Genomic DNA, 23,889 nt, shown 5'->3' on the forward strand with positions numbered 1-23,889 from the left:
TATTGTGGTTAACCGAGAAATAAACCCTCAGAAATCAATAACTTTATCTCTCTTGCTCAACCCCGATGCTGCTAAACTAAGATTAGTCGCCCAATCCTTAGCTGGACGTGCCTTAACCGATAATATACCTTATCCTTGAATGGTCATGCTGATGAGGAAAAAAACAAAGAAACCCATCAACGGAGTGAAGAACAACAAGCGATTGATACCTTATTAGCTTCATGGAAACGTACCATAGAAGATAACTTATTTACAAGAGGAGGTAATTAACTTATGAATCAAATTCATAACGTTCAATCTATCGCTCTTAATCAATCTCATCTAATTTTATCAGTGGATGATAAAACCTATCATTTCCCCTTATCAGAAATCTCTCAAAAATTAGCACAAGCCAGCGAAAAAGAACGAACCGCTTATCAAATTTCCCCATCAGGGTATGGCATTCATTGGCCATTAATAGATGAAGACTTATCAATTAATGGTTTATTAAAAACGGCTGAAACTTTAGCTATTTCTAGCAATTAATGAGTAATTTATCTTAAAGGAGATCAATCAATGACTGAAATTATTTTCTTAGTAGAACCCGATGATGATGGGGGTTATGTCGCCCAAGCATTAGGAGAATCAATTATTACCCAAGCTGAGGATTTAGAGACATTAAAAAAAGAAGTGAAAGATGCCGTACACTGTCATTTTCCTGATGAAAGTTTACGACCTAAAATTATTCGTCTTCATATTGTCCAAGACGAGGTATTTGCTTCATGAAATTGCCCAGAGATTTATCAGGTCAAGACTTAGTAAAAGCTCTCAAAAAGTTAGGCTATGAAGTCAGTCATCAAACAGGCAGTCATATTCGATTAACTACCCAACAACAAGGAGAACATCACCTTACAATTCCTGCTCACAATCCCCTAAAAGTGGATACACTAAACGCAATTTTACGGGATATTGGTAATCATTTTAAATTAAGTCGAGACGAATTACTTAATCAGTTATTTAGAAAATAAAGTTAACTAAGGAGATGATTAATTTTATGACTCAAACTAAAATAGAAAGTGAATTAGGCAAAAGACTTCGAGAAATTAGAAAAGAAGTTATCGCTTCTGGTGTTCCTTTATTAAATGCAGAAGAAATTGAACAAGAAAGAAAAGAACGTCAAGGAGGTTATCAAGAATCATGACAGACATTTCCATTCAATTACCCGATGAAGTCTTTTCCAGTTTTCGCTGTACCCCTCAAGACTTCGTACAAAAAATGAAACTCGCTGCTGCTATTCATTGGTATCAAAAAGGAGAAATTTCTCAAGAAAAAGCTGCCCAAATAGCAGGATTAAACCGCCGAGACTTTCTGATGTCTTTAGCAGAGGAAAAATTGATGTGTTTACCGTTGACTTTGACGAACTTCAACAGGAATTAAATCGTGAACCCCCATCCTGCCATTAACACATCTCCTTTAATTTTTTTGAGTAAAGCAGGATATTTAGACCTGTTAAAAACACTAAGTTCAACTATTATTGTTCCGCAAGCTGTCGCTACGGAAATACAAGCTTATGGACAAAATGATTTAACTTATCAACAATTAAATCAACAAAACTGGTTAGAAATTCGCTCTATTTCCTCTGTTCCTAGCATCATACAAAACTGGGACTTAGGAAGTGGAGAATCCGAAGTATTAGCATGGGGGTATCTTAACAAAGGAACAGAAATTATCTTAGATGATTTGGCTGCCCGAAAATGCGCTATCACCTTAAAAATTCCCATGCGTGGCACATTAGGAATCGTTCTTTTAGCCAAAAAAAAAAGGAGTGATTTCCAAAGCACGTCCTGTAATTGAAGATTTAAAACAAACAGGAATGTATCTTTCTGATTCTGTTATTAATCAAGCCTTAATGTTAGTTGGAGAATAATCTTAATGACTGCCTATCAACTCAAACCTTGGACACAAGTAGTTACTCCCCATCAAGATATCCGTGATGGAAAACTGGATAACGCCGTATTTGCTGCTAGTTTATCGGCCGTTATTAGACAAGATAAAAACTGTCCCAAGGTCTATAAAGATGCTAATTCTTTTTTTGAAGCGACTTATTTAACTAGAGATTTAAGACAATTACTTGAAGATGTTCTCAATGGATTATTAGGAAAAGCAGGGGATAGAGTCTTACAATTACGCACACCCTTTGGGGGGGGGAAAACACACTCTTTAGTTAGCTTATATCATATTACTCAACATCGAGACGAACTCGCAGAAATTCCCCAATTAAATACCTTACCCAACCCTGGGGAAGTCAATGTGGCTTCATTTATTGGCTTAGATATGGATGTAACCACAGGGGTAGAAGTTGAAGCAGGAAAACGAGTCTTTACTCCTTGGGGGTACTTAGCATGGCAATTAGAAGGAGAAAAAACTTATCAATTAGTTGAACAACAAGATAAAAAAAGAATCGCACCAGGGAATGATATTTTACGCCAATTATTTGGCTTAAAACCTACCTTAATTCTCATTGATGAATTTCTCGTTTATGTAGAGAATGCAATGGCACTTCAAGTTGAAGATTCTAACTTAGGAAGACAAGTATTAACCTTTATTCAGAAATTAACCGAAGTTGTCAGAGATTTACCCAATGCGGTAATGGTTTATTCCCTACAAGCAAGCGTTCAAGAAGCAGTCGGAAATGAGGGATTATTAGGGGTTTTAGATAAATTAGTTTCCCGTATTGATGCTAAAAAAGAACCCGTCTCCGGCGATGAAGTGATGAAAGTGGTGCAAAGACGCTTATTTGACACGGTAGGCGATATTACTACCATACGAGAAATTGCCCAACAACAAGCAGACCTTTACCGTAAATTCCGACTCGGATATGCTGAAAGTAGCCGAGAAAAACAAGAAATCGAAGAAGAAGCCCGTTTATTAGCCGAACGCATTGAATCTAGTTATCCCTTCCACCCTGATTTATTAGACCTAATGTATAACCGATGGGGTAGTTTACCCAGTTATCAACGCACCAGAGGCGCATTACAATTCTTAGCCAGAGTTATTTACACCTTATGGCAAAATAATGACCCCTCATGGTTAATTACCCCTGCTACCGTTCCCTTAAACGACTCCGAAATTAAGCAACAATTCTTTGCCCAAATAGGGGAACGGAATGCCTATGATTCCGTCTTTTCAGCCGATTTAACGGGAAGACGGGCAAAAGTGAAGCAAATTGACAATCGCATCGCTAGTGATTCACCAGCACTCACCCAGTTAAAAGTAGGAACACGGTTAGCCACTGCTATTATGTTATATTCTTTTGGGGCGAAAGGGGGAGAAGAACGGGGTGTGATGGAACAAGAGGTCGCCTGTGCTTGTTTAGATCCCCAATTAGAGCGAATGGTGTTAACTTCTGCCTTAAAAGACTTACGGGATGAATTGCTTTATTTACATTATGTGGGGCGTAAATATCGCTTTGAAACCAAGCCTAACCTCAATAAACTGGTTGCAGAAGAAGAAAATAAACTGACAGGGGATGAAGTATTAAATTATGTCCGTTCTGGCTTAGAAAAGGGGTTACAAGGGGCAAAAGGGAAAGTTTTAATCTGGCCTTCTGATTCTAGCAAAATAGGAGATCGCTTAACTCAATTTCAAGTCATTTACTTATCCCCCGACTGGGCTGAAAAAAGTCCCCAAGCTATTAATGAAGAACTAATGCAATGGGTAGAATACCGAGGTAATGATAAGAGAGAGTATAAAAATGCCCTAGCTTTTGTCGTTCCTAATGCAATACAGATGGATAAAGCCCGAACTGCTTCCCGTAGCACTCAGGCGATCGCTCAACTGTTAAAAGACAAGAAAAAATATAAGTTTTCCGAGGAAGATAGTGAAGAATTAGTTTCTAAACAAAAGACGGCTGACACAGCGCTAAACTCGGCTCTACAAAGACTCTATGAAGAAATTATTTTACCAATTCCTAATAAAAATAAACAGCAGAATCAAGAATTAGTCAGTCCCTTAAAATTAGAGAAAATTGACTTACAATCGAATCTTAATACCTCTCATAAGCTACAAGAAAGAGTGTTAGACGCTCTAAAAAACCATGTCTTTGATACAGTTACCGTTAATAAACTAATTCGCTTAACTGGATTAAAAGAAGATAAATCTTATATTCAAGCTAAAGAGTTAATCAATTACTTCTTTAAATTCCCTGACTATCCCAAACTGTTAAGTGAAACTCCCATTAAAACAGCCATTCTTCAAAGTATTGAACAAGGAAAAATTGGTTATGTTCCCACTTTAACCATTCCTCAAACGGGTTTACCCACCCTTGAAAATGCAGAATTAATCAGTTATCAAAAAACCATTCCAGTTGATGAATTAGACTTAGAAGGATATTTAATTACTCCAGAACTGGTTGAAACCTTAAAATCCCAATTAACACAACCAGAGGAAACAATAGAAACCCCTTGTCCATCTAATGATATAGAGGAAGACAGTATAGATCCCACAGCAGAAGAAACAGACAACACCTCTGACGATATGCCACCTCCTTCCAATGTTGTTATTGAAGAAACGGGGAATAGTAGTATTAGTCGCTCAATTTTAACAGCTATTAAGGAAGGTAAAAAGCCAGCAATAAATTATCGTCTAGAATCTGTCATTGATAAAGTTCACCTTTTTGATGTCATTCAGGCATTACAAACCCTATCAGATCAAGCTGAGAATATGAGCATTTCTATTAAAGTTACAGCCACTAAATCTGAGGGATTTGACCTTAATTGGTTACGCAATGCCATTGAAGAACCTTTAGATGAGCAGGATGTTAAAGCCTCAATCAAGATTGAGTAACTAAAGTTTTATTATTATCCCTTTTTTTTCTCTTAATATTAATCAATTAAAACTGGAGTTTAGACTAACCCCCAAAAAATCATACCGTACAGTCTAGTCTAGCCAGCAGGGGGGTTACGGGGGGTAAATATTGAAGAGATAATGAGGTAGAATTAGCCAATAATCAAAAACCTTGAATAAATCTGCTTTAAAACTCCAAAATTTTAGAAACGAAGTCTATCAACTGTTAGGGCCAGCCAAAGATAGCACTTTTGAATTAATGGACGCAGTTCTAATCACCAGAAATGTCTATTCTTTTGCTGAATTATCATTATCGCCAGTGTTTCGTAGAAAATGGCCAAGTTTGTATGAAGCGATCAATGATTGTCGTCCAAAAGCTAACAAATTAATGAGACGTTATATTGCTGAAATCCCTACATCACCATCTCAAAAGAGGATTATCTTAGCAGGGGACCATACACCATGGCCTCGGACAGAAGCCCCAACTTTGAAGGACAGAACTTATGAACATGGGGCGAAAGTTATTTCAGGAAAACCGATTACTTTGGGACATGGTTACAGTACATTAGCATGGATTCCGGAAGAAAAAGGGAGTTGGGCATTACCATTAAGGCACGATTTAATTACATCCCATCAAACACCGATAGTCAAAGCAATTTTACAAGTTAAACAAGTTCGTAGATATCTTAAAGAAAGACCTATTACTGTATGGGATAGTGAGTATGGTTGTGCAAAATTCGTAAAAATGATAGGAGACATAGATGCTGATTTCTTGATGCGTTTAAGTCCAAATCGTTGTATTTATGCTGAACCTCCTAAATATCAAGGGAAAGGAAGACCAAGAAAACATGGTCAGAAAATGAAACTATCTGACCCTACAACTTGGGGTATTCCTGTTGAATCAATAGAAATTGATGACCCAACTTGGGGAATAGTAGAAATCACAAGATGGAGTAAGTTTCATTTCTATCAATCTGCTGCCCAACCGATGGAAATCGTCTTGATTCAACGAAAGGGAAAAGAACTTTCCAAAAAAGCAGCAAAACCGATGTGGTTAGCATGGATTGGTGATGAAATACTATCTTTAAAATGGATTTGGGAATTATACTTGAGACGCTTTGCCATTGAACATTGGAATCAATTTGTTAAACAAAGATTGCATTGGACTAAAGCTAAACTAGGAACCACAGAAAAAGGACAGCGATGGAGTCACTTAATGCCTATTTTAACATGGCAATTATGGTTATCTCGTGAGATAATAGAAGATAATCCGCTCCCTTGGCAGAAACCTCAAGCAAGGGAGAAGTTAACCCCAGGTCGAGTGGCACAAAGCTTTTCAGGACTTTTAGCTGTGATTGGCACGCCAGCCAAACCGCCCAAACCTCGTGGAAAGTCTCCAGGTTGGAAGAAAGGTAAAAAAAGGAATAAAAGACCTCATTATCCCACGGTCAAGAAGACAGTAACTCGACAAAAAAAAGCCAAGAAAAAAGCGGCTTAAAGTTTTCAATCAATATATTAGTATTCTTTTTAGCTTTTCTGACAGGCTAAATCATCTTTTTATGCTTTCTAAATCGTTAGACTAGATTGTACAGTATGAGTGTTTAGTCTAAACTCCAGTTAAAATCTTCCTGATACTTTTGCCAAGGATTACTAGCAGGAGTATCATCAATATTAATGGGTAATTCAGTCAGTATTCCCAGTCCTTTTGCCAAAGAATCGTATTCATAGGGATTTTTCCAGCCTTATATAAGCTTAGATAGCAGTTCATCAGTATTGTCCTCTTCTTTGAGAAGTGAATCAGGAAACAATTCATCGACGGTTTCTTGTCTAAGTGACAGGTCATCGGCTGTAATTTGAGGTCGGTTTTGAGATCGCTCAATCAAACCAGGACGCACTGAAGACTCCCACACCTTTTCGCACCACTTATTTAAGTCCTTGTATTTCTTCGATGGCTTAAATTGGTGATGAATCGGGTAAAACCCTTCTTTTTTCGTGGCAAAATGCGGATTGATAACAATGGCTTCTCCTGTCTGCATTTGACCAATTTTAGCTGCCGACATTAGAGGTTTAGTCTTAACCTCTTCGGAGAAACTATTAGTGGTTTTTCCTGAAGTTACACTCTTATTTTTATGCTTGAGGACTACCTCTTTTTCAGGAAGGGCTTTGGCGATCCATTCTTGAGTTTCGATATCTTGTGGGTTCAGGTAAACCCGCGTTGCACAGGCGCCTACTATATTCCTGGCTCCTATCTTTCCATACATTTCTTCGAGTTGGGTGATGTTTTGTACGCCTAGCACCCCACAAAATCCTTTACTTCTATGTTCATTGGGCCATTTCTTAAGCATAGGAATATAAATGGTGGGAACCTCGTCAGCAAGAAGCACAAAAGGATCTCTACGATCCATCGCCATATTTTTATCGACAATCATGTTGATTAAAGCAGCAAACAAAGGTGCTAATACATCTCGTTTTGATTGGTCTAGCCCAAGGATAAGCATTCGTTTCCCAGTTAATGTAGTCGATATGGTCGTTTCACCACATAATACGCTTAATAGTTCTGGTACGATGAACCGATTGAACATCAATTGTGCGGTGCTTTGAATACTCGCTTCTGTTTTTTCAGAGGATGCTGAAGAAGCAAATTGCCCAAAGGCATCAAATATCCAAGGATTCATTTCTTTCTTCTTCTTGAGAATCCGCCGCGCTAAATTGGAGACACTGAGAATCTTAGCGCAGGTAATCAGATCGGGGTATTTCATTGTCCGAGCCAACAAAAACGTTGCTTTCGTCAATTGGTTCCCAGATGGACCAAAGAAACCATCTTCGCTCTGAGACGTTCCTTGCTTTTTGAAATTGGCGTTGAGAACTTCTGAGAGTTGAGATGCCGCTAAACCACTGGTAGCATCTTTGATAAATTCGTTGGATTTAATACGCCTGATTCTGCATAACCAGGAGCTAAGATATCGACGTGATACCCCTTGGCTCTTGCATAGGTCGCTAAAAGAGAAGTTTGTCCAGGAAACTTAAAATCGTACATTAGAATCGGGAACCCTTGGTCAATGGCACTAATTCCGATGGGATTAATAAAAGAAAACGTTTTACCCGAACTTGCAGCCCCTAACACCAAGGCACTTCTATTTAAGTCTGGCAAATACATTGGGTCAGTGCCAAATGGATTGCTATTCGGTTCTCCTATCCATGCCGTGACAGGGGATCGGGTTTTCTGTTTTAACTGAGACAAGGCAACTTTTTTAGCATTATTCAATTCTCTCTTTCCGCCGAATCTCCCATCGGCTAGCTGACCGCGAGAAGACTTAACGCCTCCCCCGCCGCCACCTTTGGCGATCGCAAGAACGGCCATCATTACCAACGCACCTAACAGCATCATCCCTTCGGGTTGTAGAAAGTAATTGGCCATCGACCCATTATGGAAAGATTCACTCAATGCGGTTTGAATAGAAGACGTAGGTTTAGAATCAGTCATAATCCAAGTATGGTAAGGGTTTGAGGAATCCGCAGCAAGGTCTATTTTTGCTATAAATAATTGAGGATGCTGCGGGTGATAATTATTTTTGATCCGCAGCAACTTCTATTGTTTATAAGAATTATAGGGGTTGCTGCGGATAGGTCTATCTCTTACAGGGAGTAGGTTTCAGCGTTGTAGTCCGGCACTCTTTGTTTGCCCTCTCTGCTTGATGACTTTTGCAGCCTCAGCAAAATTCTTGAGGTCTTTTTTGGTGAGTTTATCTTCCATGACGCCATTCTTCAAACTAAAGACTTCTCCGCGATCGCCTTTGGTATCTCGGATGCTGATTCCCCCTTCTTTGTCTCTCTTGAACTCGTAGGTAGATCCTTTCATCCTGGTAGAGCCATCGGGTTGTTGTACCCCACCCTTATCGAGTAGCGAGTTTGTAAACTGGGTTAGCGTAAATTGACGGTCTAAGTCTGTTGCAAGGGAGCGGTCATTGCCCGTAATCGAGGCAATTCCCTCAGAGATTTTTGTCCGCAACGATTGTGCCATTTCTTTGGCCTTGTCTAACAAGGAAGTGGTTCCTTTAAATTGGAGGCGCACGTCACTGTCGTTTATTCGCGATTCGTCAGTAAGGGTATTCTCCACCGCAGTAAGGACGGAGACTGGTTTTTGCTCGTCCATTGAAAAAACTGGAGTTTCTTCTTTTGCGGGTGTTTCTACATCCTTACCAGCTTTTAATTCCCTAACTTCTTTTGTTAGCTCAGCTACCATCTCATATAATTGCTCTGTGTTAGGTTGCTGTGGCTGTGGAACTGCTACGGATTCTTCTACTTTATTAGGGGTAGGGTCTGACTTCTTTTCTAAGTTAGGGAGCGGTTGGCGGTTTTCTGTCGTAGGAGAAGCAGTGTTCTCTTGCTGACTTTCTTTCTCTTTTTGAGCCTCACGCATTTCCTGGACTTGTTTGGCTAAGTCCGCAACCGTACCTGTCAGTCGTTTAATGCTCTCAAGCATCAAAGCTGCGGTGGCGACTTCCATTTCTTTAGTGGCATCCGCAGCCCTGGCTGCATTGTGGTCGTTTAACATGGCTAATCAGGGGTATATGATATTAAAGGACGGTTTAAGCGATTTAGACAAACTTGACTGCCCCGAAGAGCAAATACAGGCTCTCCATCAAAAGCAATGACTATCTCTAAGGGTTTATAGTCTGGGGAGACTTGAGCATTGATGTGTATCCCTTGAATGGTTTGCTGATAGACTAAAAAGCCATCACAAAACACCTCGAAAGTCGTCCATCTGTAATTCGGCGAAAGAGGGCTATAAAGGGCTTCTCCTAAAGCCACCGTGTGATCATAGTTCAGTAGCTGCTCGTTCATCGCCTTCCTCCTTGGTCGGTTTCCCCATCTCTATCAATGTATCCACTGCATTTTTCGACAAATGATTCCGCTCTCTGGCATCGGCTTCGCTATATCCTTGCCTTAAATCAGCGATAAATAGCTCAACCCGTGTAAATATCAACCGATTTCGAGAGGTATCGTCTAACTTTTCCTTGGCAGTGGCTAAACCTTGCTCAAACACTTCGATTCTTTCTTTGTTGATATTTTTAGGATTGGGACGTGCTACCGTTAAGTAATCCTCATTTATAGAAGGAGACGGCTTGTATTCAGTTGGGTTCAGGGTAATGGTCAAGTAGTTAGCACTCCCTTTACCGTAGGTCAGTCTAAACTTATAAATTTTCTCCCCGTCTGACCCTACCGTCACCACCGTCAAAGTCGTGATTGGAGTCGAGGGGAGATTCTCGAACTGCAATCCTTGTACTCGTTTTAGGTGCAGTACCTTGACTCCACCTCGACAGGGGACATTACACAGTTCTCCGGCATAATCTAAGACCAGCTTAGAAGGATCGTCGAGCCATACCTGTTTAACTGACTCGTTCAACTTTGTAAAATTCAGAGTCAGTCCCGATCCTGGCCACACTGAGAGGGTCGGATAGGAACCAGAAGAGATCGCACTCGCTTCGTAATTTACTTCGTATCCTGCATACACCGCACCAGTGTTAGGAATGCTCGGTAACTCAACTTGAGACTCAGTAAAAAAATAAGCAGGATTTTGATTGGTAGCTAATGTTTTTGGGCCAATGCTCGCTAGAGCTAAAGTCGTTATTAATAAAACTGAAACTGGTTTTTTCATGGTTTTATTTAGTAGTCAAAATCAAATTCAGGGACTTCTTTTTGTTGGTCTGGTGTATGGTTATCAGAGGCGATCGGTATAGGAGTCGGTTTTACAACTCGCACCATGACCTCAGTTCCATCTTCGACGATGTACATTTCTATAGGACGGCTGACTCTTCTGCGACCTCCCCCGTTAGCTGCATTCATTAACAGAGAAAGTTCGGCGGCTCCTTCAATACCACCTAATCCACCAATGGCAGTCGCCATTTGACCGATAGCTCCCCAATTCAAGCCTTCATCTTCAGAAATTTCCCGGCGTTGGGCGATAACGGGGCCTTGTTCGCCAGTAACTCTAATCGTATTTCCATTTAAAGTAATGTCTTGGTAGTCTTCTTCCCCTTCAAAAGCGATGTTGGTAACGTTAAGGGAAACCACTAAGTCATTGAACGTGGCTTCTGCGATCACTGTCGCACCTTCAGGGATTAATAATTCCCCATCGGTTCCGACTAGGGGCTCTAGCAACGTCATGGCTACTGTATTAGCTTCTCCACGAGAACGAGCAACGGTAGCGATACCGCCTTCAATCCGTGCTTTGACACTTTGAGTTGTCAGAGTAGCCGATGCTCCGACCATGCCATTACTCGATGCGACTAATACTCCGTCATCTTCTTGTGCATAGTCGATTTGTTCTATCGGTTCTGCTCTGCCAGATGCTTTAAATGAACCGACTTGTGCTAACTCTTCCCATCGCTTGTCTGAATCTATTTTCTTTTCTGGTGGTGTCGAACGTATTGTTTGTGTGTTTGTCTTCGGTTGTGATTTTGGCTGTGTGTGAGTAGTTGGACGTTCTACTCTACGCGGGACTGTTTGCCTACGAGCAACCGTTTGGGTTCGCCGTACAGGTTGAGTGGTAGAGGTAGGTGGTTGACGACGAACTACGACTTGCTCAGTCGGTGGTTTGGGTTTTGAGGGCGATTCAACTTTTTCTACTGATTCTGGTTTGGTCACATTTGGTTCAGTCGTTTTAGGCTGATTGCGATTCAATCGCTCCATTCGTTGTTTTTGTTCGGCTAAAGCTAACTGGGCTAGTAGTTCGTCCTTTTCATCTTCTCCCTCTGTTTGAGTTCCTCCGAATAATTCTTCGCTTTTTTCCTTCGATGAAAGGGAATCAAAACTAGCTGATTCTTGAGGAGTTTGAGTTAAAGAATAAATCGCAACCAATGTTCCTACGGCTACAGCCGAGCCTAATCCCACAAAGACTAATTTACTCAGTGGGTGACTGGCGAAGGTGTGTTGAGTGAAATGTCTTTGGAAATCTTCTTCTAATTCAGGATCAAGAGGGACATCACTTTCGGTTGCTCTGAGGGTTTCTCCGTTACTGTCGAACAGACTATCATCGGGGTTTTGATGAGCAGATTGATTATCTAACCCTAGGGTGTCTCTAATTTGTTGAATGTGGTCGGCCATTATTCTTCCTCCGTAGGTTGAGTCGGTTGAGGCTGAGGTTGAGCAGGAAGCTCAAGGAAATCTCCCCCTTGGGGAGTGGTTGTGTCTAATGGGGTCATTTTGGTGATTTGCAAGCCAATTTTTGTGATATCGGCTACACGCTCTTGGATATTAGTCGAAATTTCAGGCAGGGGATTGAACTGAGGGTTTACAGATTTAAGGTAGATTACCTGCTTGAAGGGTTCGGGTTCAGGGCTTCTGCGGCTTCCTCCGCTTTGGCTCTCGATAATGTACCTTGTTCCTACAACAGTGACTGTCCATTCATCCGATTTACCATCGACTGGAATGGGATTTCCCAAGAAATCAATTTTGAATAACACCTGAGTGGTTCCATTGAAGCTATTGGGCGGGGTGATGTCTGCCAATTTACTGAGAAATTGATCACGAAAACCCGGTGCAATGGCTGCGACTGAAGCAACATAGGCATTTACTGTCACTCGGTTATTGACGTTCCCTTCTTTACGAGGAATGGTAATGCCTTCATCGAACCCATCGTTTTGGGTTAGCCCCTCTTGAGTTTCTAGCACCGGTGCTACGGTGAATAACGCAGTAAGGATATCCGATGTAAATCGTTGAATCGCTCTGGGGGTTCGTTGCGAGGCGGGAATGGCGTCGGTTAGAAGTCCTGTTCCATCTCCCTTTTCTACCAATGTTGCAGGTGGTTTATTAGCAACCCGTCCGATTTGCACCAACTGTACTAGCTGTAGCGCAAATACTAATCCTAAACCGGCCACATTAATAAGCAGGAACAACCAAAGTCCGATTAAATTCTGATGCTTTGTAAGTTTCCCTTTAAGACTTTTTAAGCTTTTGTTTTCGGGGTTTTCTTCTTTGTTTTTTGGTTTTTTTCCGTTGAGTGAACCTAACATTACCTTGTTTTCCTATGTAATTTACTATGCTTTTTTGGCGATCATCGAAGCAGCACCGCTTGTTGCAGATGCCACCATTGATGTCATAGCACCCCAGATAACAAATCCACTTCCCGAAGCCATTGCAAAGCTTATAATTGGGGCGCAAATCCCAACAAACAACGCAAACCATGCCGGATCGTTTAAACCAGCATTAGTGGCGACTGAAGCGGCTAATCCAATTAACAAGTTGAAGAAAATCTTTGCTAATCCAAACGAGAAGAATCCTGACAACCATCCAATAAAAGCCGGCGTTCCAAACCCGATCAAGGAGCCACCCAATGCCAAGGGTGCTGTCAGACCAATCAATATCATTACGGCTTCAAGCATATTTTGATACGCTTTCATGAGAGCGAAAAGAATAGCGTATAAAATGGGTTCCCAGATTGGAGAAAATAGACCGATTAAGGCTCCACCTGTTCCGTTTTGCACAGCGTTTGAGGCATTTCGGAAACTATCTATAATATCTCCAATCCATTGTGCTGCTCCGAAGACGTTCCCAAATGAATTAGCGAGTTCGTTACCATAGTTTGCAGCTTCTTGAAGGCAATCGGCTCTAGCGGCTCCTGTCATCGAGAGACAGCCACGGTAAGCATCTTCTACAGATTGTTGGAGCATTACCTGTCCACCGAGATTCTTCAAGGCTTCGTCTAATCGCACCCCGGCAACGACACTGTTGGCTACTTGATCTGAGATTTGATTAATGATTCCTCGCAACCCTAACACCGTTTGGGCTAACAAAGCACCATCAGCAGCGAACATGGTCATGGCAATCAATGGCCAGATTACAATGTTGAATTGCGGTGCTTTGTGATTATTCATGTCTTTGAACGTCAACAGACCAGCAATAATGACTGCTACAACTGCAAACAATTCTCCCAATTGAACCATCGAGCCAAAGATGGTGGCTCCTGATATATTCCCCCCGGCAAATAAGTTAGTCCAGGTTTGATCCCAAGCTTGGGCAGTGTCGTTGGTTGTGTTAATGCCATTCTGGAGAATATTAGTGAATGACCCTATGAAATAGCTCACAATTACCTCCTAGTACATTCCTAGACCATTAACAGCCCTGATAAGCCCGTCTGTTACCACTCTTTTTTCAACTTGCTTTTCGGTTTGCTCTTTATCTAGTGTCTTGGAGATATTAGCCAAGTTTAGATTGGTGATTTGTTGATCGACTCGACTCATTTCTGCTGTGTTAGCTTGACCTTGTTGCAAAATAGTTTGCTGCGCTTCCATCAGAGCCATCATTCGTAGTAGTTTGCGTTCGTTTCTGGTTCTAAGTGCCTGAGTCCCTATTTCCATCGAGGTTCTCGCAATGGTCTCGTTGGTCTCAATACGCTTTTTCATATCTTCTTGGCCTTGGGTACTCAGTATCGTATTACTATTGAGTAAGGCCAGCCCGCGATCGCCAGCGTGTTTTACATCGTCGGCAATCACGCTAGGGTTACTAACATATCCCCAACTGGGTTCTTCTGAAGAATCAAGTAGGATATCTACCATTTCCCTTTGATAGTTTTCAGGAATAGGAAGCCCTAAAATACCTTCGTTGTTTTCCATCGCCTCAATGATGCTCCCACCGTCTAGGGCAATGTCATTGCAGATTTCTAACGGAACGTCTGAACCACTACAAGTATTTCTAGCGTTTCCTACTAACCCTTCTACGACGGTTATGCCGTTAGAATTGAAGACTTCTTCGACATAGCCGAACGCTTCTTCTCCGAGGTTGAACAATTCTTCAGCAGTTTCTACAACACCACCAAAGAGATACTCATCGGCTAATCGAATTAAGGGAGAATCAATGAAACCTAGAAAGGCCATAGCGGGAGTCCCGATCACGAGGGTTCCCCCAATTACGCTTGATACAATTACTACTTTCTTATTGATTTTCACGCTGCTTTACTCTCCACATCGATAGTTTGATAATGGGCTTGGTACACCTCTTTGATAGGCATTCCTTTGATATGGGCTTCCCTGAAGAGTTCAGAGAATTGGTATAACGCCATGAAAACGTTATCGGGGTAATGCTCCTTGAGGGCTTCTCTAACATCTGCTTCGTCTGTGTTGTTGACCAACGTTGCTAACTGCACAGGTGGGGCGTAGTAATTGACATAACTAAACCGAGATCCATCAAAGAATAGCCACTGTGTTCGTCCTTTGGCTTTATCAGGCTCGAATTTCGTACATCTCCTTACCATTTCCTCATCAATGCCAAGAATATTCACACAGGACTCAATCGCTGTTTCTTCGATTCGCCCTAACATTCGATAGTGCATATTCTGCAAGATATCTCCTGCTGTAGAGGGATTATTAGCAATCTGGTTAGGAGCTTGGGCGCTGAGTACCACCCGAATTCCTGACTTACTACCATTGGCGAATAATGAGGCAACAATCTTAGAGATTGCAGGGAACTTGAGTAAGATCGGCGATTCATCGATGAAGAACAGAGTTCTTTGATACTCAAGTGAACGACTATATGCTGCGGTAAAGGCAATGAGCGCAAAAATAAGTGACTCATCCTCTTTGAGAGCGGTTAACGCAAAGACCATTAACATGGCATTAGGCTTCACCGTAGAGGGACGACCAATGGCATTGCCTAATTCACTGTTGAGCCAGTAGCTTAATTGCAACTGAACAAAATACAGGGTGTTGTTCAGCGTCTTATCGTCCATGACAAACTCTTCAGGGAGTTCGGCTCGGATGATATCGGCATTACATAACGCCATGAAGTCTTTTAGGGTTGGGCTTTCTTGCCATGCTTGGCTACCGACACCCCCCGACTCGGCCTTTTTATACCGAGCAAGAATACTTTCATTTTTGAAAAACGCATTGACCGCAAAAGAAATTACCGTTTTTACTTCGGTTTCGAGTCTGGCATCGAGAGAGGCTGCCTTACCACCTAAGACCATGGCCACTAAGGTTTCTTTGAGAAACCCGGTGTACAACTGCCAGCGAATTTTGCGATCTCTTTCCTTTTTAATCTTGCTGAGATTGATACGGTCGAAGATGTTGAACGAGTGTTCTCTTACGTCAAAGTAGTCTCCAATCACATCAAGGTATTTTGTGTAATCAGTAAACGTAGAACGCCCGCTAGAACCAGGGTAGTCAATTGCCACCACTGGAATTCCTTGAGAGAGGGCGGTGGTGAGGACTGAGCCAATGGCGACGGATTTACCACTACGCGAACTAGCAAAGAAACCCACATGACGTCCTTCGTACTGAAACACATCCAAATACACGGGAATTTTGCTGTCTTGGGCAATGAGTTCTACTCCCTGTTTGGCTGAACTTAGGGTGGTAAAAAGCGGTAAAAAAGCGAGAACTTCTTCATTTCGATAGGTTAATGTTCGGTTCGATAAGGGATTGACCAAAAGTCTATTTCTAGTAATAGGCAGGGCCTGTAGCCACAGTTCCCAAGCAACTTCTTTTTCCCTAGACACTACTGCGGGGGCTTGGTATTGGTTTTGTACAATACGACAGAGCTTTTTTAAGGTATCGGGTTCAGGAGCGTGGATAATAATCGCAATGGCTGTGTTAAAAGGGATACTCCCTTTAATCATTGATTTCTGGGCTTCGATACTTTCTTCTAAGTCTTCCCCTGCAGCTACATTGATTTCGCCTTTGGCTTGGGCTTCTTTACCTCGGTTTTTACTTTGGCGAATCAGCTTTTCCATATTGATTCGTGCTAGCCTACTGTCTCCTCTCCAAATTTGCGTTACAAATTCAACGTATTTGATGTTGTTTTTGTTAAGTAAGTCGAATAAGTAACGCATTTGCTTTTCTGGATTTTCCCAAGCATAGGGTTTATCCAAAAAGGTCAGGATACCGCTATAGGTTTGAGTATTGGGGTGGTACAGCCATGCTCTATCATTGATAGGGACATGGTGAGAGGTCAGCAAAGTAGAGGGACAGGTCTCACTCCAGGTTTCAAGCCGTAATCCGTCCTTGTCATAGGTTAGTAGTTGTGGGAAACCGCTTGGTACGGGATCATCGTTAAATACTTCCCAAATATAAGCTTTCATCTCTTCTGGAGTCATCGGATAAACCGATAATCCTAGTTTGTCGCTCAGATAAGAATGCCATTGGGCTAACGTCTCATCCGCACACCGAAAAACCCGTTCTACTTCTTCTTGTCCCGTGTTATTGGCATCTCCAAAATGAGCTAAGATGTGAGATTGCACCCAAAGTAACCCTTTCTCCATCCAGTCCGTGGCTTCTTTTTCACTTTCTGCATAGTAGGTGACAAACAGGTGGTCTTCTTTGACAACTCGAAGTCCTTTATCTCCGATTTCCCGTACTCGCTTGCGATCGCCTAGAAGAAAAAAGCTAAGTTCATCACAAGGGGCTGAATCACACAATTTGTTTAGGTACTGTTGTCTATCACTATCATCAGGAGTGACTTTAGACCGTATCATCAACGCATCATTCATGGGGAAATCCTTGAGCCCATTTTTTAATTGCTCGTGGATGTAGTAGAGGTCTTCTTGATTGGTGTAAGAATGAATCCCTTTTAGTTTCCAACCGAATGTTACGGCATAAGGTCCGTCATCTTTTTCTTGTAAAAGATAAGCGCCGGCTCTAAAATCGCCTTTTTCAAAGGAACAATAACAGACAAGGTCTAAGTGATTCTGGATATCTTCGTAAATCTCTACCCGTTTTTTCTTAGTTTTTTGTCCCATCTTGGGAAGTCCTCTGCTTCAACGGATTCTTAAAGAGCCTACGTCCCCTCGACCATGGGGTAGCTCTGCGGTATTTGTTCAGGTATTGCCAATGATGCTTGCCCAGAACTAACACGATTGTGAAGAACACCCACAGGGTAGCTCCAACTCCAACAATCATGTTTCCTGTATTGGCATGGGCTAGGTATCCGAAAAGAAACCCGACAATGGCGGCGAAGAACTGTATTGGGCTAAAGGAGCCTATTAACGGAACTTTCCCCACCATTCGGTTTACAATGATTTGTTCTTCCTCTTTCATGTTGTTCTATGTCTGAGGTTTTAGCATTGAGGTATTCTTATTAGGTAACTACGAATCCTGCAACGATATCGACAACAGAGATAATGAGAAGACTTGCTAAAGGTAACTGTGCCGCTTCAAAGAATCCTTCTTGTCGTTTAATTGCTAAGAATATTTGTACTCCTGCAATCGCAAGGTAAATAACAACGGCGGCACGAAGGACATTGAAGATCAATTCTGCAAGCTCAGTTGCAGTAGGAAAGGCACCTGTCATCCATTGTTCAATGTTGTCTAACCATAGTGCATGGGCGGCTCCACCAAAGTTGACTAAGAAAAAGCCAGTCAAAGCTCCTACGACGACTAATCGCATTAAAAATCGATGATTATTTAAGTTTCCGTAAAGACTATCCCAGAAACCTAATGCACATCCGAATAGGAGAGCTAAAATAAATAAAGAAATATCTGCATGGAGGACACCGAGGATTCCGATTCCAAAGATGGTAATCAGAAGGTATCCGAATTGTGTGTCCTCTTTACTTAGCCGTTTTGTCTTTCTGGCTTCGATTTTCGAGGGCTTTGGTTCGTAATTTACATCAAAAGCTTGCATCATTTTTCCTCACAGTTTGAAATTTCAAGCAATTCAGTTTCAAGTAATTCGCTTTTAAAGCGCCTTAATGTTTCGATAAACAACTGTACGGCTTGGTCGTAATGGAACCCGTGACTGCGTATGGTGTCTTTGATAGGAGTAAGACCCTTCTCTCGATAAATTTGAGCGAATTCAGACTTACTATGCTGTCCGGTTCTGACACTTAAGTACAATTGCAATGCGTAGAGAGCTTCTAGTTGGCTCCAATCGAGTATGGTTACAGTTGAACCTATTCCGATCGCATTTAGGTGCGATCGCCATGTTCGATTACTGGATACTCGCAATACCTCCTTAGCTTGTTTATGGGTAAGTTGGAGTTTCACCATGATTGGTAAGGATAAACCCCAGAAGAAAACTATGGTGTAGGGGTTCGTGTATATTGTGGGAGTATTTTCTTGATTTGTGAAGGGGTTTACGGTAGATTGGGCAAGGCTTCTAGGCTTTTCAATGAACTACGGTTTTATCTTTTTCTGTACGTTTTCTCAGAGCTTTCTTTATTTCTCACGACATACTTGCATTGTCTCAACAATGACGTTTATCGAGCTATTTTCATCGAGCCGATTTACTTTATGTGTGCAGGGGTCATTGAGTGAGTGGCTTTGCGCTTTTTCGATCAGCTTACCTTTATCCTCTAATACTCCTTTTATGGCACTTTCTTTATATTTTCTGTATTCTTCGGGTACTGTAACTGGATTATCGAGTTGATTTTGATAAAGTGCTGCCTTGGCAAGATAGCTATTTACTTGAACCGCAGGATTATCATGTTGTGAAATGAGATAGCGCTCAATAGTTTGGAAGTGCCCTCGATGCTTTTCTATCGGGCTATCGACCATCTCAATTAAATCGCTATGATAATCTGGCTCAGGAAGTGGCAAATAGTCAATAGCTTTACCTACTTGTCGGAAACCGAATTTAATTCCTGTGTCTAACCATACCAACAGCACCAATGGGCCTAATCCTGTCATATATATAGGACTGAGTAGAAGAACGAGTAATCCTAGTAATGGATTTTTCACTGTAATACCTCCTTGGCGTGGCTTCTTGCTACGGCTGACTGTGCTTTACGATATATGGTATCAATATATCGTAAAGCTTTATTTCTCTGGTAATTTTCTGATTGCTTATAACGTCCGATTACAGGACTTTGAGTAAGTACCCTTTTAACTGATTTGTTAGAATATCCGTTTTTCAGTAATCTGCAAGCAATTAGAATGTCTCTTGTCTGGGGGTCTACCTTTTCTGAGAATTTAGAAGCTAAAGTTTGATAAACCTTTTCTAACTGACTTCTCTCTTGAGTTACTAGGGAGGCTTGGTTTTCCCTTAGTTGCTGTTGAATGCGAGTCCAACTATACCGCTTTCCTAATTTCCCCCCTCCAAAAGCGATCCCGTTATAGCTGAAGGATATCCCACTAATCGTTTTGTCTTTGCGTTTTCTAAATCTTGTTTCAATCCCCTCGGTTTTAAGCTTATTTTTTAGGTCTTCGGGTGAGGTAATGGTAGGCAGAATCTTGTCTAAAGCGTCTTGAATAACGACTCGTGGCAGAGGTGTTTGCGTTCTTGCTTGCATCCGTTGTTCTCCAGTCGTAGGAGATTTTCGTTCCTTTCCCCGACTTGGTTCTACCACTTGAAGATTGTAAGCAGATTCTAGCTTACGTATCGCTGCCTCAGTACGATATTTTGACCACGCATCGTCAACAGCGCTTCCATCAACAATACTGATTCGATTCGCCACGATGTGAATATGGTTATGGTCTGCATCAGTGTGTCGATAAACAACATATTGATGTTTATCAAAGCCCATTTCTCGCAGGTAATCTTGGGCGATTTTTTTCCACGTTTCATTATCAAGGTTCTCGTCTTTAGCCGTTGACAATGACGTATGCCAAACATAGCGATTAATCGTTCTGTGTAATGCTTGTCCTCTTCTAAATTCCCTTGCAATATTCACCGGGTCGTTAAAGGCGACATTACCACCGACTTGATACGCGCCTTCTTTGTCGGCGACATACCTTAACAAGCTGTAGGCATCTCTTCCGTGAGTTACTTTACCAATCACTCTACTTTCTCCATTCCGATACAAGCAGCTCTCAATGTTTTGATTTTCTCTAGAACTTTAGTCAAGTCAATCTTAGCTCCACCTGTCACCATACTCTCAACCTCTGCTTGAAGCGACGCTAGGTCCAGGTATAATTCCCTTGCTTCTCTGGGACTGTTTTTCTTTGGGAATTGTTTTTTGCTGATCAGTATTCTAAAAAAATCGCTCACAGATAGTCCTCTTGATTTAGCTTCTTTCTTGACTGTTTGATATTCATCTTTGGGTACTCGGAGTCTTATTTCTTGCTGTTCCATAACCTTGGATTATCCTTTTTCTTCGATTATATTTCATTAGTCTCACTCAACACTGCTTGCTTCGTCGACTACCCGCCGAATCGACCTTGACATGAAGCACTGAAAGCGCACAATGATGCACGTTACAAGCACGTTTTAGGAGATGCGAAAGTGTGTAAGAGTTCGCAAAACGTGCAAAGCCGTGCACATCCGCCAGTCCAAAATCGTTAATTTCAGCAATTGGTGTGTATAGTGAAAAAAAGAGAACTGAAGGAGAAGGTAAAAATGTCAGAATTGACCATGGCCTTAGACTTCGGATCGAGTTTGGGACGAGCTATTTACACCACTAGCAATAGTTATATTAAACCCGAACTTCTACTCTTAGACCCTCATGTCGTAGAAGTCCCTAATATTGCTATTGCCAATTACGAGAAATACAAAGTGGGTAATCCCAGTCCTCAAGACTCATCTTGGGTCAATCTCAATGATACTTATTTTGCGGTAGGCTTCCTGGCTAAGCGCCAATTCAGTACAATTCATTGCTTGAATTCTTTAAAAATTGATTCGGCTATTCCATTGACCTTGGCTATGGTTGGCGCAGTCGCAGAAATCAAGGGATTAGGTACAACTTTCAGTTTAGACTTAGGTGTGTTACTCCCTTGGTCTGAATTTAAAGACAAAGATAAACTCAAATCGGTTTTAGAATCCGCATTACAGAGTTTTGAATACCGAGGTCAGCAATACCATGTGACCTTAGAAAGATTCGATGCGTTACCAGAAGGCGGGGGACTCTTTGCTAGAGGACGAGTTGCTTCTAAAGGTAAGCCGATGAAGCGGGTTACTGAAACTAACTTAGTTGTTCTGATGATCGGCTATCGCAATGCTTCAATCCTAGTAGTAGAACGAGGAGAATTGACCATAGGGCTAACCAGTGAGTTTGGATTTTCCCAAATGATTACTAAGATAAAAACGTTTATATCAGGGCAATCTGAAGAAGTTTTAATCCCCGCGATTTGTACAGGGAAATCAATTAGCGATCGCACCTTAGAACGATTAGCCCGTAGTCAAAGAGCCGAACTCAGAGAAGCAGAAAAAAAAGAGATTAAAGATGCTATCGAAGACTCTCAGCAAGAATATGTGGCGACGTTGACTAATTGGATTAGTCAGCAAATCCCCCCTCATTTAGAAATCGATGAGATTTTACTGGGTGGTGGTACAGCAAAATATTTTAAACGTAATCTCACTACCTTACTAAAGTCTTATGGGGCTCAAATTAATTGGTCACAATCCCTTGAAAAGCGAGTGGTGCAAACATTCGGTAATGAAGTGTCGAAGAATTACTTAGCCTCTCGATTAGCGGATGTATATGGCTTGTTTTATAGACTACTGAAAAAGCCCCTACCACGGCTTAAGGAGGTGGCAACTCGTGAATCGGCTTAATTTCCAATTTCGACACCAACCCACAGAAGATAGTCGCTACGCCCCTTTGATTTACTACTACAACAAAGCAAAGCAAGACTTAGTGGTTCCTAAAAAGGATTTTGTTATGAATGCTCTCGAAGCGTTTTGGCTACCATTTGCAGTGAAATGGTCAGGAGGTTCTTCAGAAGAAGTCGCTAATGCCGTGACGCGCTCTGTTTATCTCCTCGAACATCACATCGAACTACTCCGATATCGATTCGGAGCTAAGACGATGCAACCGACTGTATCTTCTCCTCCAACTCCTCTCTACCCTAACCGACATAGCTTTACTGAGTCGGTAGCAGAAGACGAGGTAGAAGATGACCTTAACTTCGATGAAGATTGTCGTGATTACGACGAAGAAGATTCCTTACTCGATTCAATGTTTTAATTACTCTGAGGTTTATTATGAGCTATACCAAAGATCAATTACAAAAAGAGTTCTCATTAGATGATGCCGACTTCAAAGAGACCATCAAAGCTATCGGTCTTCGTTCAAGTAAAAAGAACTTTACCCAAAAAGAGCGAAATCGTATCGAGGAAGCTATAAAGCTCTTTGATTCAGGTGCCGCAAGTTCCTACGAAGACATGGCTAACTACTTCAAGCAAAAGTACCCTGCCAGTGTAGATAGTAGCATTACGGCTCAGTTAGACCAACAAGCCGTACAAACAGGGCTACAGCTAGGAGAGCGACAAGCTCAGATTATGAGTCAAGTGATTCCGCAAGTGACTGTCAAGCGATTGGCCCAAATGATTGAGTCCGGACAACTTAAAGAGAATTTCCAACAATATTGGAGCCAAGCGACACAGGAGGGGGAGGACATCAACGTCTCGGAGTTGGTGGACGACTACCTGGAAACGTATCAAATAACAGGGGATTCAGCCCCGACGAACTTACTCAACTCATCGACGGAATCATCGGAGAACGACTCCGACTTGCCTTAGAGCAAAATCAACAGTACGTCGAAGTTGAGGCGAAGCGTATTCAAGTCGAACGGGAACGCAGTAAAGTATTTTGGAAAAAAGTTCGCACTTGGGCCAGCTTTATCAATAATTGGTCTTGGGCAGCCGTTATTGTGGTTGGTAGTTTTTCCACTGGAATTTACATCGGACTCAACCTTCTTCCTAGCGGTGTCGTATGTCCTTCTGAGTCTAGCCCCTGTTATTGGCTAAGGATTGACGGGAGAAAGACAGCCCCAAAATAGCCTAAAGTTTGCTCTGGGACTACTTTTCACCTTTTCGCAGCAATGTCTATTTTTCTTATACATTATAGAGTTTGCTGCGGATTCGAGAGAAGTCTACGAGCCGTAGACTTTAAATTAAGTCCTCTAAGTCGATATATCCTTCACTGAGTTGTTCGCTGATATCAAGTCCAGACCTAGCAATACCTCGGTCTCTGATTTTACTTCTAGCTTCATTTACTTCTTCTAAAGCTTCCCTGGCTCTATCTTCGGCTTGGCTAATCTCTTCTTCTGTCCAACCTTTCTTTAATAATTTACGCCGTTGATTTGGGTACATATTTCCCTGCTTGTCGTAATTAGCTGAGATTTCGATTGGCGGGATCAACATAGTCATTTTCCTTGATTACTCCAAAGGCTAACATTAGTTCTTATATATTAC

General features: G+C 41.7%; 29 protein-coding genes. 14 read left to right on the forward strand and 15 right to left on the reverse strand.

Annotation, left to right across the window (positions count from 1 at the left end; genetic code table 11):
- Positions 1-135: 135 nt before the first annotated feature.
- The 10 genes from C4E06_RS29160 (at position 136) to C4E06_RS03250 (ending at position 6,322) form a co-directional block, all read left to right on the forward strand.
- Entirely contained in the window at positions 136-270 is a 135-nt protein-coding gene (locus C4E06_RS29160) for a hypothetical protein (RefSeq protein WP_255412119.1), read from the forward strand.
- A gap of 3 nt (positions 271-273) precedes the next feature.
- Positions 274-525, forward strand: coding sequence for a DUF2442 domain-containing protein (locus C4E06_RS03220; protein WP_107666785.1), 252 nt, complete (start codon positions 274-276; stop codon positions 523-525).
- Between the two features lie 30 nt (positions 526-555).
- The gene (locus tag C4E06_RS03225) at positions 556-765 is read left to right on the forward strand and encodes a 2-oxoisovalerate dehydrogenase E1 subunit beta (RefSeq protein ID WP_107666786.1); all 210 of its coding nucleotides are present in this window, start codon (positions 556-558) and stop codon (positions 763-765) included.
- Positions 762-1,007, forward strand: coding sequence for a type II toxin-antitoxin system HicA family toxin (locus C4E06_RS03230; protein WP_107666787.1), 246 nt, complete (start codon positions 762-764; stop codon positions 1,005-1,007). The genes C4E06_RS03225 and C4E06_RS03230 overlap by 4 nt, the downstream gene beginning before the upstream one ends.
- A gap of 26 nt (positions 1,008-1,033) precedes the next feature.
- Positions 1,034-1,180 carry a hypothetical protein gene (locus tag C4E06_RS27260; RefSeq protein ID WP_157951104.1) on the forward strand — a complete coding sequence of 49 codons (147 nt, stop codon included), beginning with the start codon at positions 1,034-1,036 and terminating at the stop codon, positions 1,178-1,180.
- A complete protein-coding gene (locus tag C4E06_RS03235; protein ID WP_232826135.1) occupies positions 1,177-1,416 on the forward strand; it encodes a UPF0175 family protein in 240 nt (79 codons plus the stop codon). The genes C4E06_RS27260 and C4E06_RS03235 overlap by 4 nt, the downstream gene beginning before the upstream one ends.
- Before the next feature lie 3 nt (positions 1,417-1,419).
- Positions 1,420-1,833 carry a DUF3368 domain-containing protein gene (locus C4E06_RS03240; protein ID WP_232826136.1) on the forward strand — a complete coding sequence of 138 codons (414 nt, stop codon included), beginning with the start codon at positions 1,420-1,422 and terminating at the stop codon, positions 1,831-1,833.
- Positions 1,805-1,906: a DUF3368 domain-containing protein gene (locus tag C4E06_RS28585; protein ID WP_232826137.1), complete on the forward strand. Its 102-nt coding sequence runs from the start codon at positions 1,805-1,807 to the stop codon at positions 1,904-1,906. The genes C4E06_RS03240 and C4E06_RS28585 overlap by 29 nt, the downstream gene beginning before the upstream one ends.
- 5 nt (positions 1,907-1,911) lie before the next feature.
- A complete protein-coding gene (locus tag C4E06_RS03245; RefSeq protein ID WP_107666788.1) occupies positions 1,912-4,824 on the forward strand; it encodes an ATP-binding protein in 2,913 nt (970 codons plus the stop codon).
- A gap of 172 nt (positions 4,825-4,996) precedes the next feature.
- Positions 4,997-6,322 (forward strand): NF041680 family putative transposase, encoded by a 1,326-nt coding sequence (locus C4E06_RS03250; RefSeq protein ID WP_107666789.1) that lies wholly within the window; start codon positions 4,997-4,999, stop codon positions 6,320-6,322.
- Positions 6,323-6,566: 244 nt separating this feature from the next.
- Here the strand turns inward: C4E06_RS03250 and C4E06_RS27555 are convergent, their stop codons facing one another.
- From C4E06_RS27555 to C4E06_RS03305, 11 genes are all read right to left on the reverse strand, one after another.
- Complete coding sequence (locus C4E06_RS27555) at positions 6,567-7,583, reverse strand: type IV secretory system conjugative DNA transfer family protein (RefSeq protein ID WP_198648265.1); 1,017 nt, start codon at positions 7,581-7,583, stop codon at positions 6,567-6,569.
- 128 nt (positions 7,584-7,711) lie between these two features.
- Positions 7,712-8,308: a type IV secretory system conjugative DNA transfer family protein gene (locus tag C4E06_RS27560; RefSeq protein ID WP_198648266.1), complete on the reverse strand. Its 597-nt coding sequence runs from the start codon at positions 8,306-8,308 to the stop codon at positions 7,712-7,714.
- A 168-nt stretch (positions 8,309-8,476) separates the two neighbouring features.
- Positions 8,477-9,331, reverse strand: a complete 855-nt coding sequence (locus C4E06_RS03260) for a hypothetical protein (RefSeq protein WP_198648267.1) — start codon at positions 9,329-9,331, stop codon at positions 8,477-8,479.
- Between the two features lie 50 nt (positions 9,332-9,381).
- Positions 9,382-9,669 (reverse strand): hypothetical protein, encoded by a 288-nt coding sequence (locus C4E06_RS03265; RefSeq protein ID WP_009546248.1) that lies wholly within the window; start codon positions 9,667-9,669, stop codon positions 9,382-9,384.
- Positions 9,644-10,483: a hypothetical protein gene (locus C4E06_RS03270; RefSeq protein ID WP_107666791.1), complete on the reverse strand. Its 840-nt coding sequence runs from the start codon at positions 10,481-10,483 to the stop codon at positions 9,644-9,646. Before C4E06_RS03270 ends, C4E06_RS03265 begins: the two co-directional genes overlap by 26 nt.
- An 8-nt stretch (positions 10,484-10,491) precedes the next feature.
- Entirely contained in the window at positions 10,492-11,931 is a 1,440-nt protein-coding gene (locus C4E06_RS03275; protein ID WP_107666792.1) for a hypothetical protein, read from the reverse strand.
- Positions 11,931-12,839 carry a hypothetical protein gene (locus C4E06_RS03280; RefSeq protein WP_107666793.1) on the reverse strand — a complete coding sequence of 303 codons (909 nt, stop codon included), beginning with the start codon at positions 12,837-12,839 and terminating at the stop codon, positions 11,931-11,933. Before C4E06_RS03280 ends, C4E06_RS03275 begins: the two co-directional genes overlap by 1 nt.
- A 24-nt stretch (positions 12,840-12,863) precedes the next feature.
- On the reverse strand, positions 12,864-13,910 hold the full coding sequence (locus C4E06_RS03285) for a hypothetical protein (RefSeq protein ID WP_107666794.1): 1,047 nt from the start codon (positions 13,908-13,910) through the stop codon (positions 12,864-12,866).
- Positions 13,911-13,919: 9 nt separating this feature from the next.
- Entirely contained in the window at positions 13,920-14,771 is an 852-nt protein-coding gene (locus tag C4E06_RS03290) for a hypothetical protein (RefSeq protein WP_107666795.1), read from the reverse strand.
- Positions 14,768-17,557: a type IV secretory system conjugative DNA transfer family protein gene (locus tag C4E06_RS03295; RefSeq protein WP_107666796.1), complete on the reverse strand. Its 2,790-nt coding sequence runs from the start codon at positions 17,555-17,557 to the stop codon at positions 14,768-14,770. The genes C4E06_RS03290 and C4E06_RS03295 overlap by 4 nt, the downstream gene beginning before the upstream one ends.
- Positions 17,558-17,895: 338 nt before the next feature.
- A complete protein-coding gene (locus tag C4E06_RS03305) occupies positions 17,896-18,444 on the reverse strand; it encodes a hypothetical protein (RefSeq protein WP_198648268.1) in 549 nt (182 codons plus the stop codon).
- 249 nt (positions 18,445-18,693) lie between these two features.
- Here C4E06_RS03305 and C4E06_RS27565 point away from each other — a divergent pair, with 249 nt between their 5' ends.
- Positions 18,694-18,846, forward strand: coding sequence for a hypothetical protein (locus C4E06_RS27565; RefSeq protein WP_198648269.1), 153 nt, complete (start codon positions 18,694-18,696; stop codon positions 18,844-18,846).
- A gap of 128 nt (positions 18,847-18,974) precedes the next feature.
- Here the strand turns inward: C4E06_RS27565 and C4E06_RS03315 are convergent, their stop codons facing one another.
- Genes C4E06_RS03315 through C4E06_RS03325 form a run of 3 tightly spaced genes read right to left on the reverse strand, consistent with a single transcriptional unit; the run spans position 18,975 to position 20,829 of the window.
- Positions 18,975-19,496 (reverse strand): hypothetical protein, encoded by a 522-nt coding sequence (locus tag C4E06_RS03315; protein WP_107666800.1) that lies wholly within the window; start codon positions 19,494-19,496, stop codon positions 18,975-18,977.
- Positions 19,493-20,560, reverse strand: a complete 1,068-nt coding sequence (locus C4E06_RS03320; RefSeq protein ID WP_198648270.1) for a relaxase/mobilization nuclease domain-containing protein — start codon at positions 20,558-20,560, stop codon at positions 19,493-19,495. Before C4E06_RS03320 ends, C4E06_RS03315 begins: the two co-directional genes overlap by 4 nt.
- Positions 20,533-20,829 (reverse strand): CopG family transcriptional regulator, encoded by a 297-nt coding sequence (locus C4E06_RS03325; protein ID WP_107666802.1) that lies wholly within the window; start codon positions 20,827-20,829, stop codon positions 20,533-20,535. Before C4E06_RS03325 ends, C4E06_RS03320 begins: the two co-directional genes overlap by 28 nt.
- Before the next feature lie 264 nt (positions 20,830-21,093).
- Between C4E06_RS03325 and C4E06_RS03330 the strand changes: the two genes are divergently transcribed.
- From C4E06_RS03330 to C4E06_RS27570, 3 genes are all read left to right on the forward strand, one after another.
- A complete protein-coding gene (locus C4E06_RS03330) occupies positions 21,094-22,248 on the forward strand; it encodes a ParM/StbA family protein (RefSeq protein WP_107666803.1) in 1,155 nt (384 codons plus the stop codon).
- On the forward strand, positions 22,235-22,660 hold the full coding sequence (locus C4E06_RS03335) for a hypothetical protein (protein WP_107666804.1): 426 nt from the start codon (positions 22,235-22,237) through the stop codon (positions 22,658-22,660). Before C4E06_RS03330 ends, C4E06_RS03335 begins: the two co-directional genes overlap by 14 nt.
- A gap of 400 nt (positions 22,661-23,060) precedes the next feature.
- Positions 23,061-23,474, forward strand: a complete 414-nt coding sequence (locus tag C4E06_RS27570) for a hypothetical protein (protein ID WP_198648271.1) — start codon at positions 23,061-23,063, stop codon at positions 23,472-23,474.
- Positions 23,475-23,583: 109 nt separating this feature from the next.
- On the opposite strand, the gene C4E06_RS03345 is transcribed toward C4E06_RS27570, so the two are convergent.
- On the reverse strand, positions 23,584-23,838 hold the full coding sequence (locus C4E06_RS03345; protein WP_198648272.1) for a hypothetical protein: 255 nt from the start codon (positions 23,836-23,838) through the stop codon (positions 23,584-23,586).
- Positions 23,839-23,889: the final 51 nt, after the last annotated feature.

It is taken from the genome of Cyanothece sp. BG0011 (genome assembly GCF_003013815.1).
In the GTDB taxonomy this organism is placed as follows: Bacteria; Cyanobacteriota; Cyanobacteriia; order Cyanobacteriales; family Microcystaceae; genus Crocosphaera.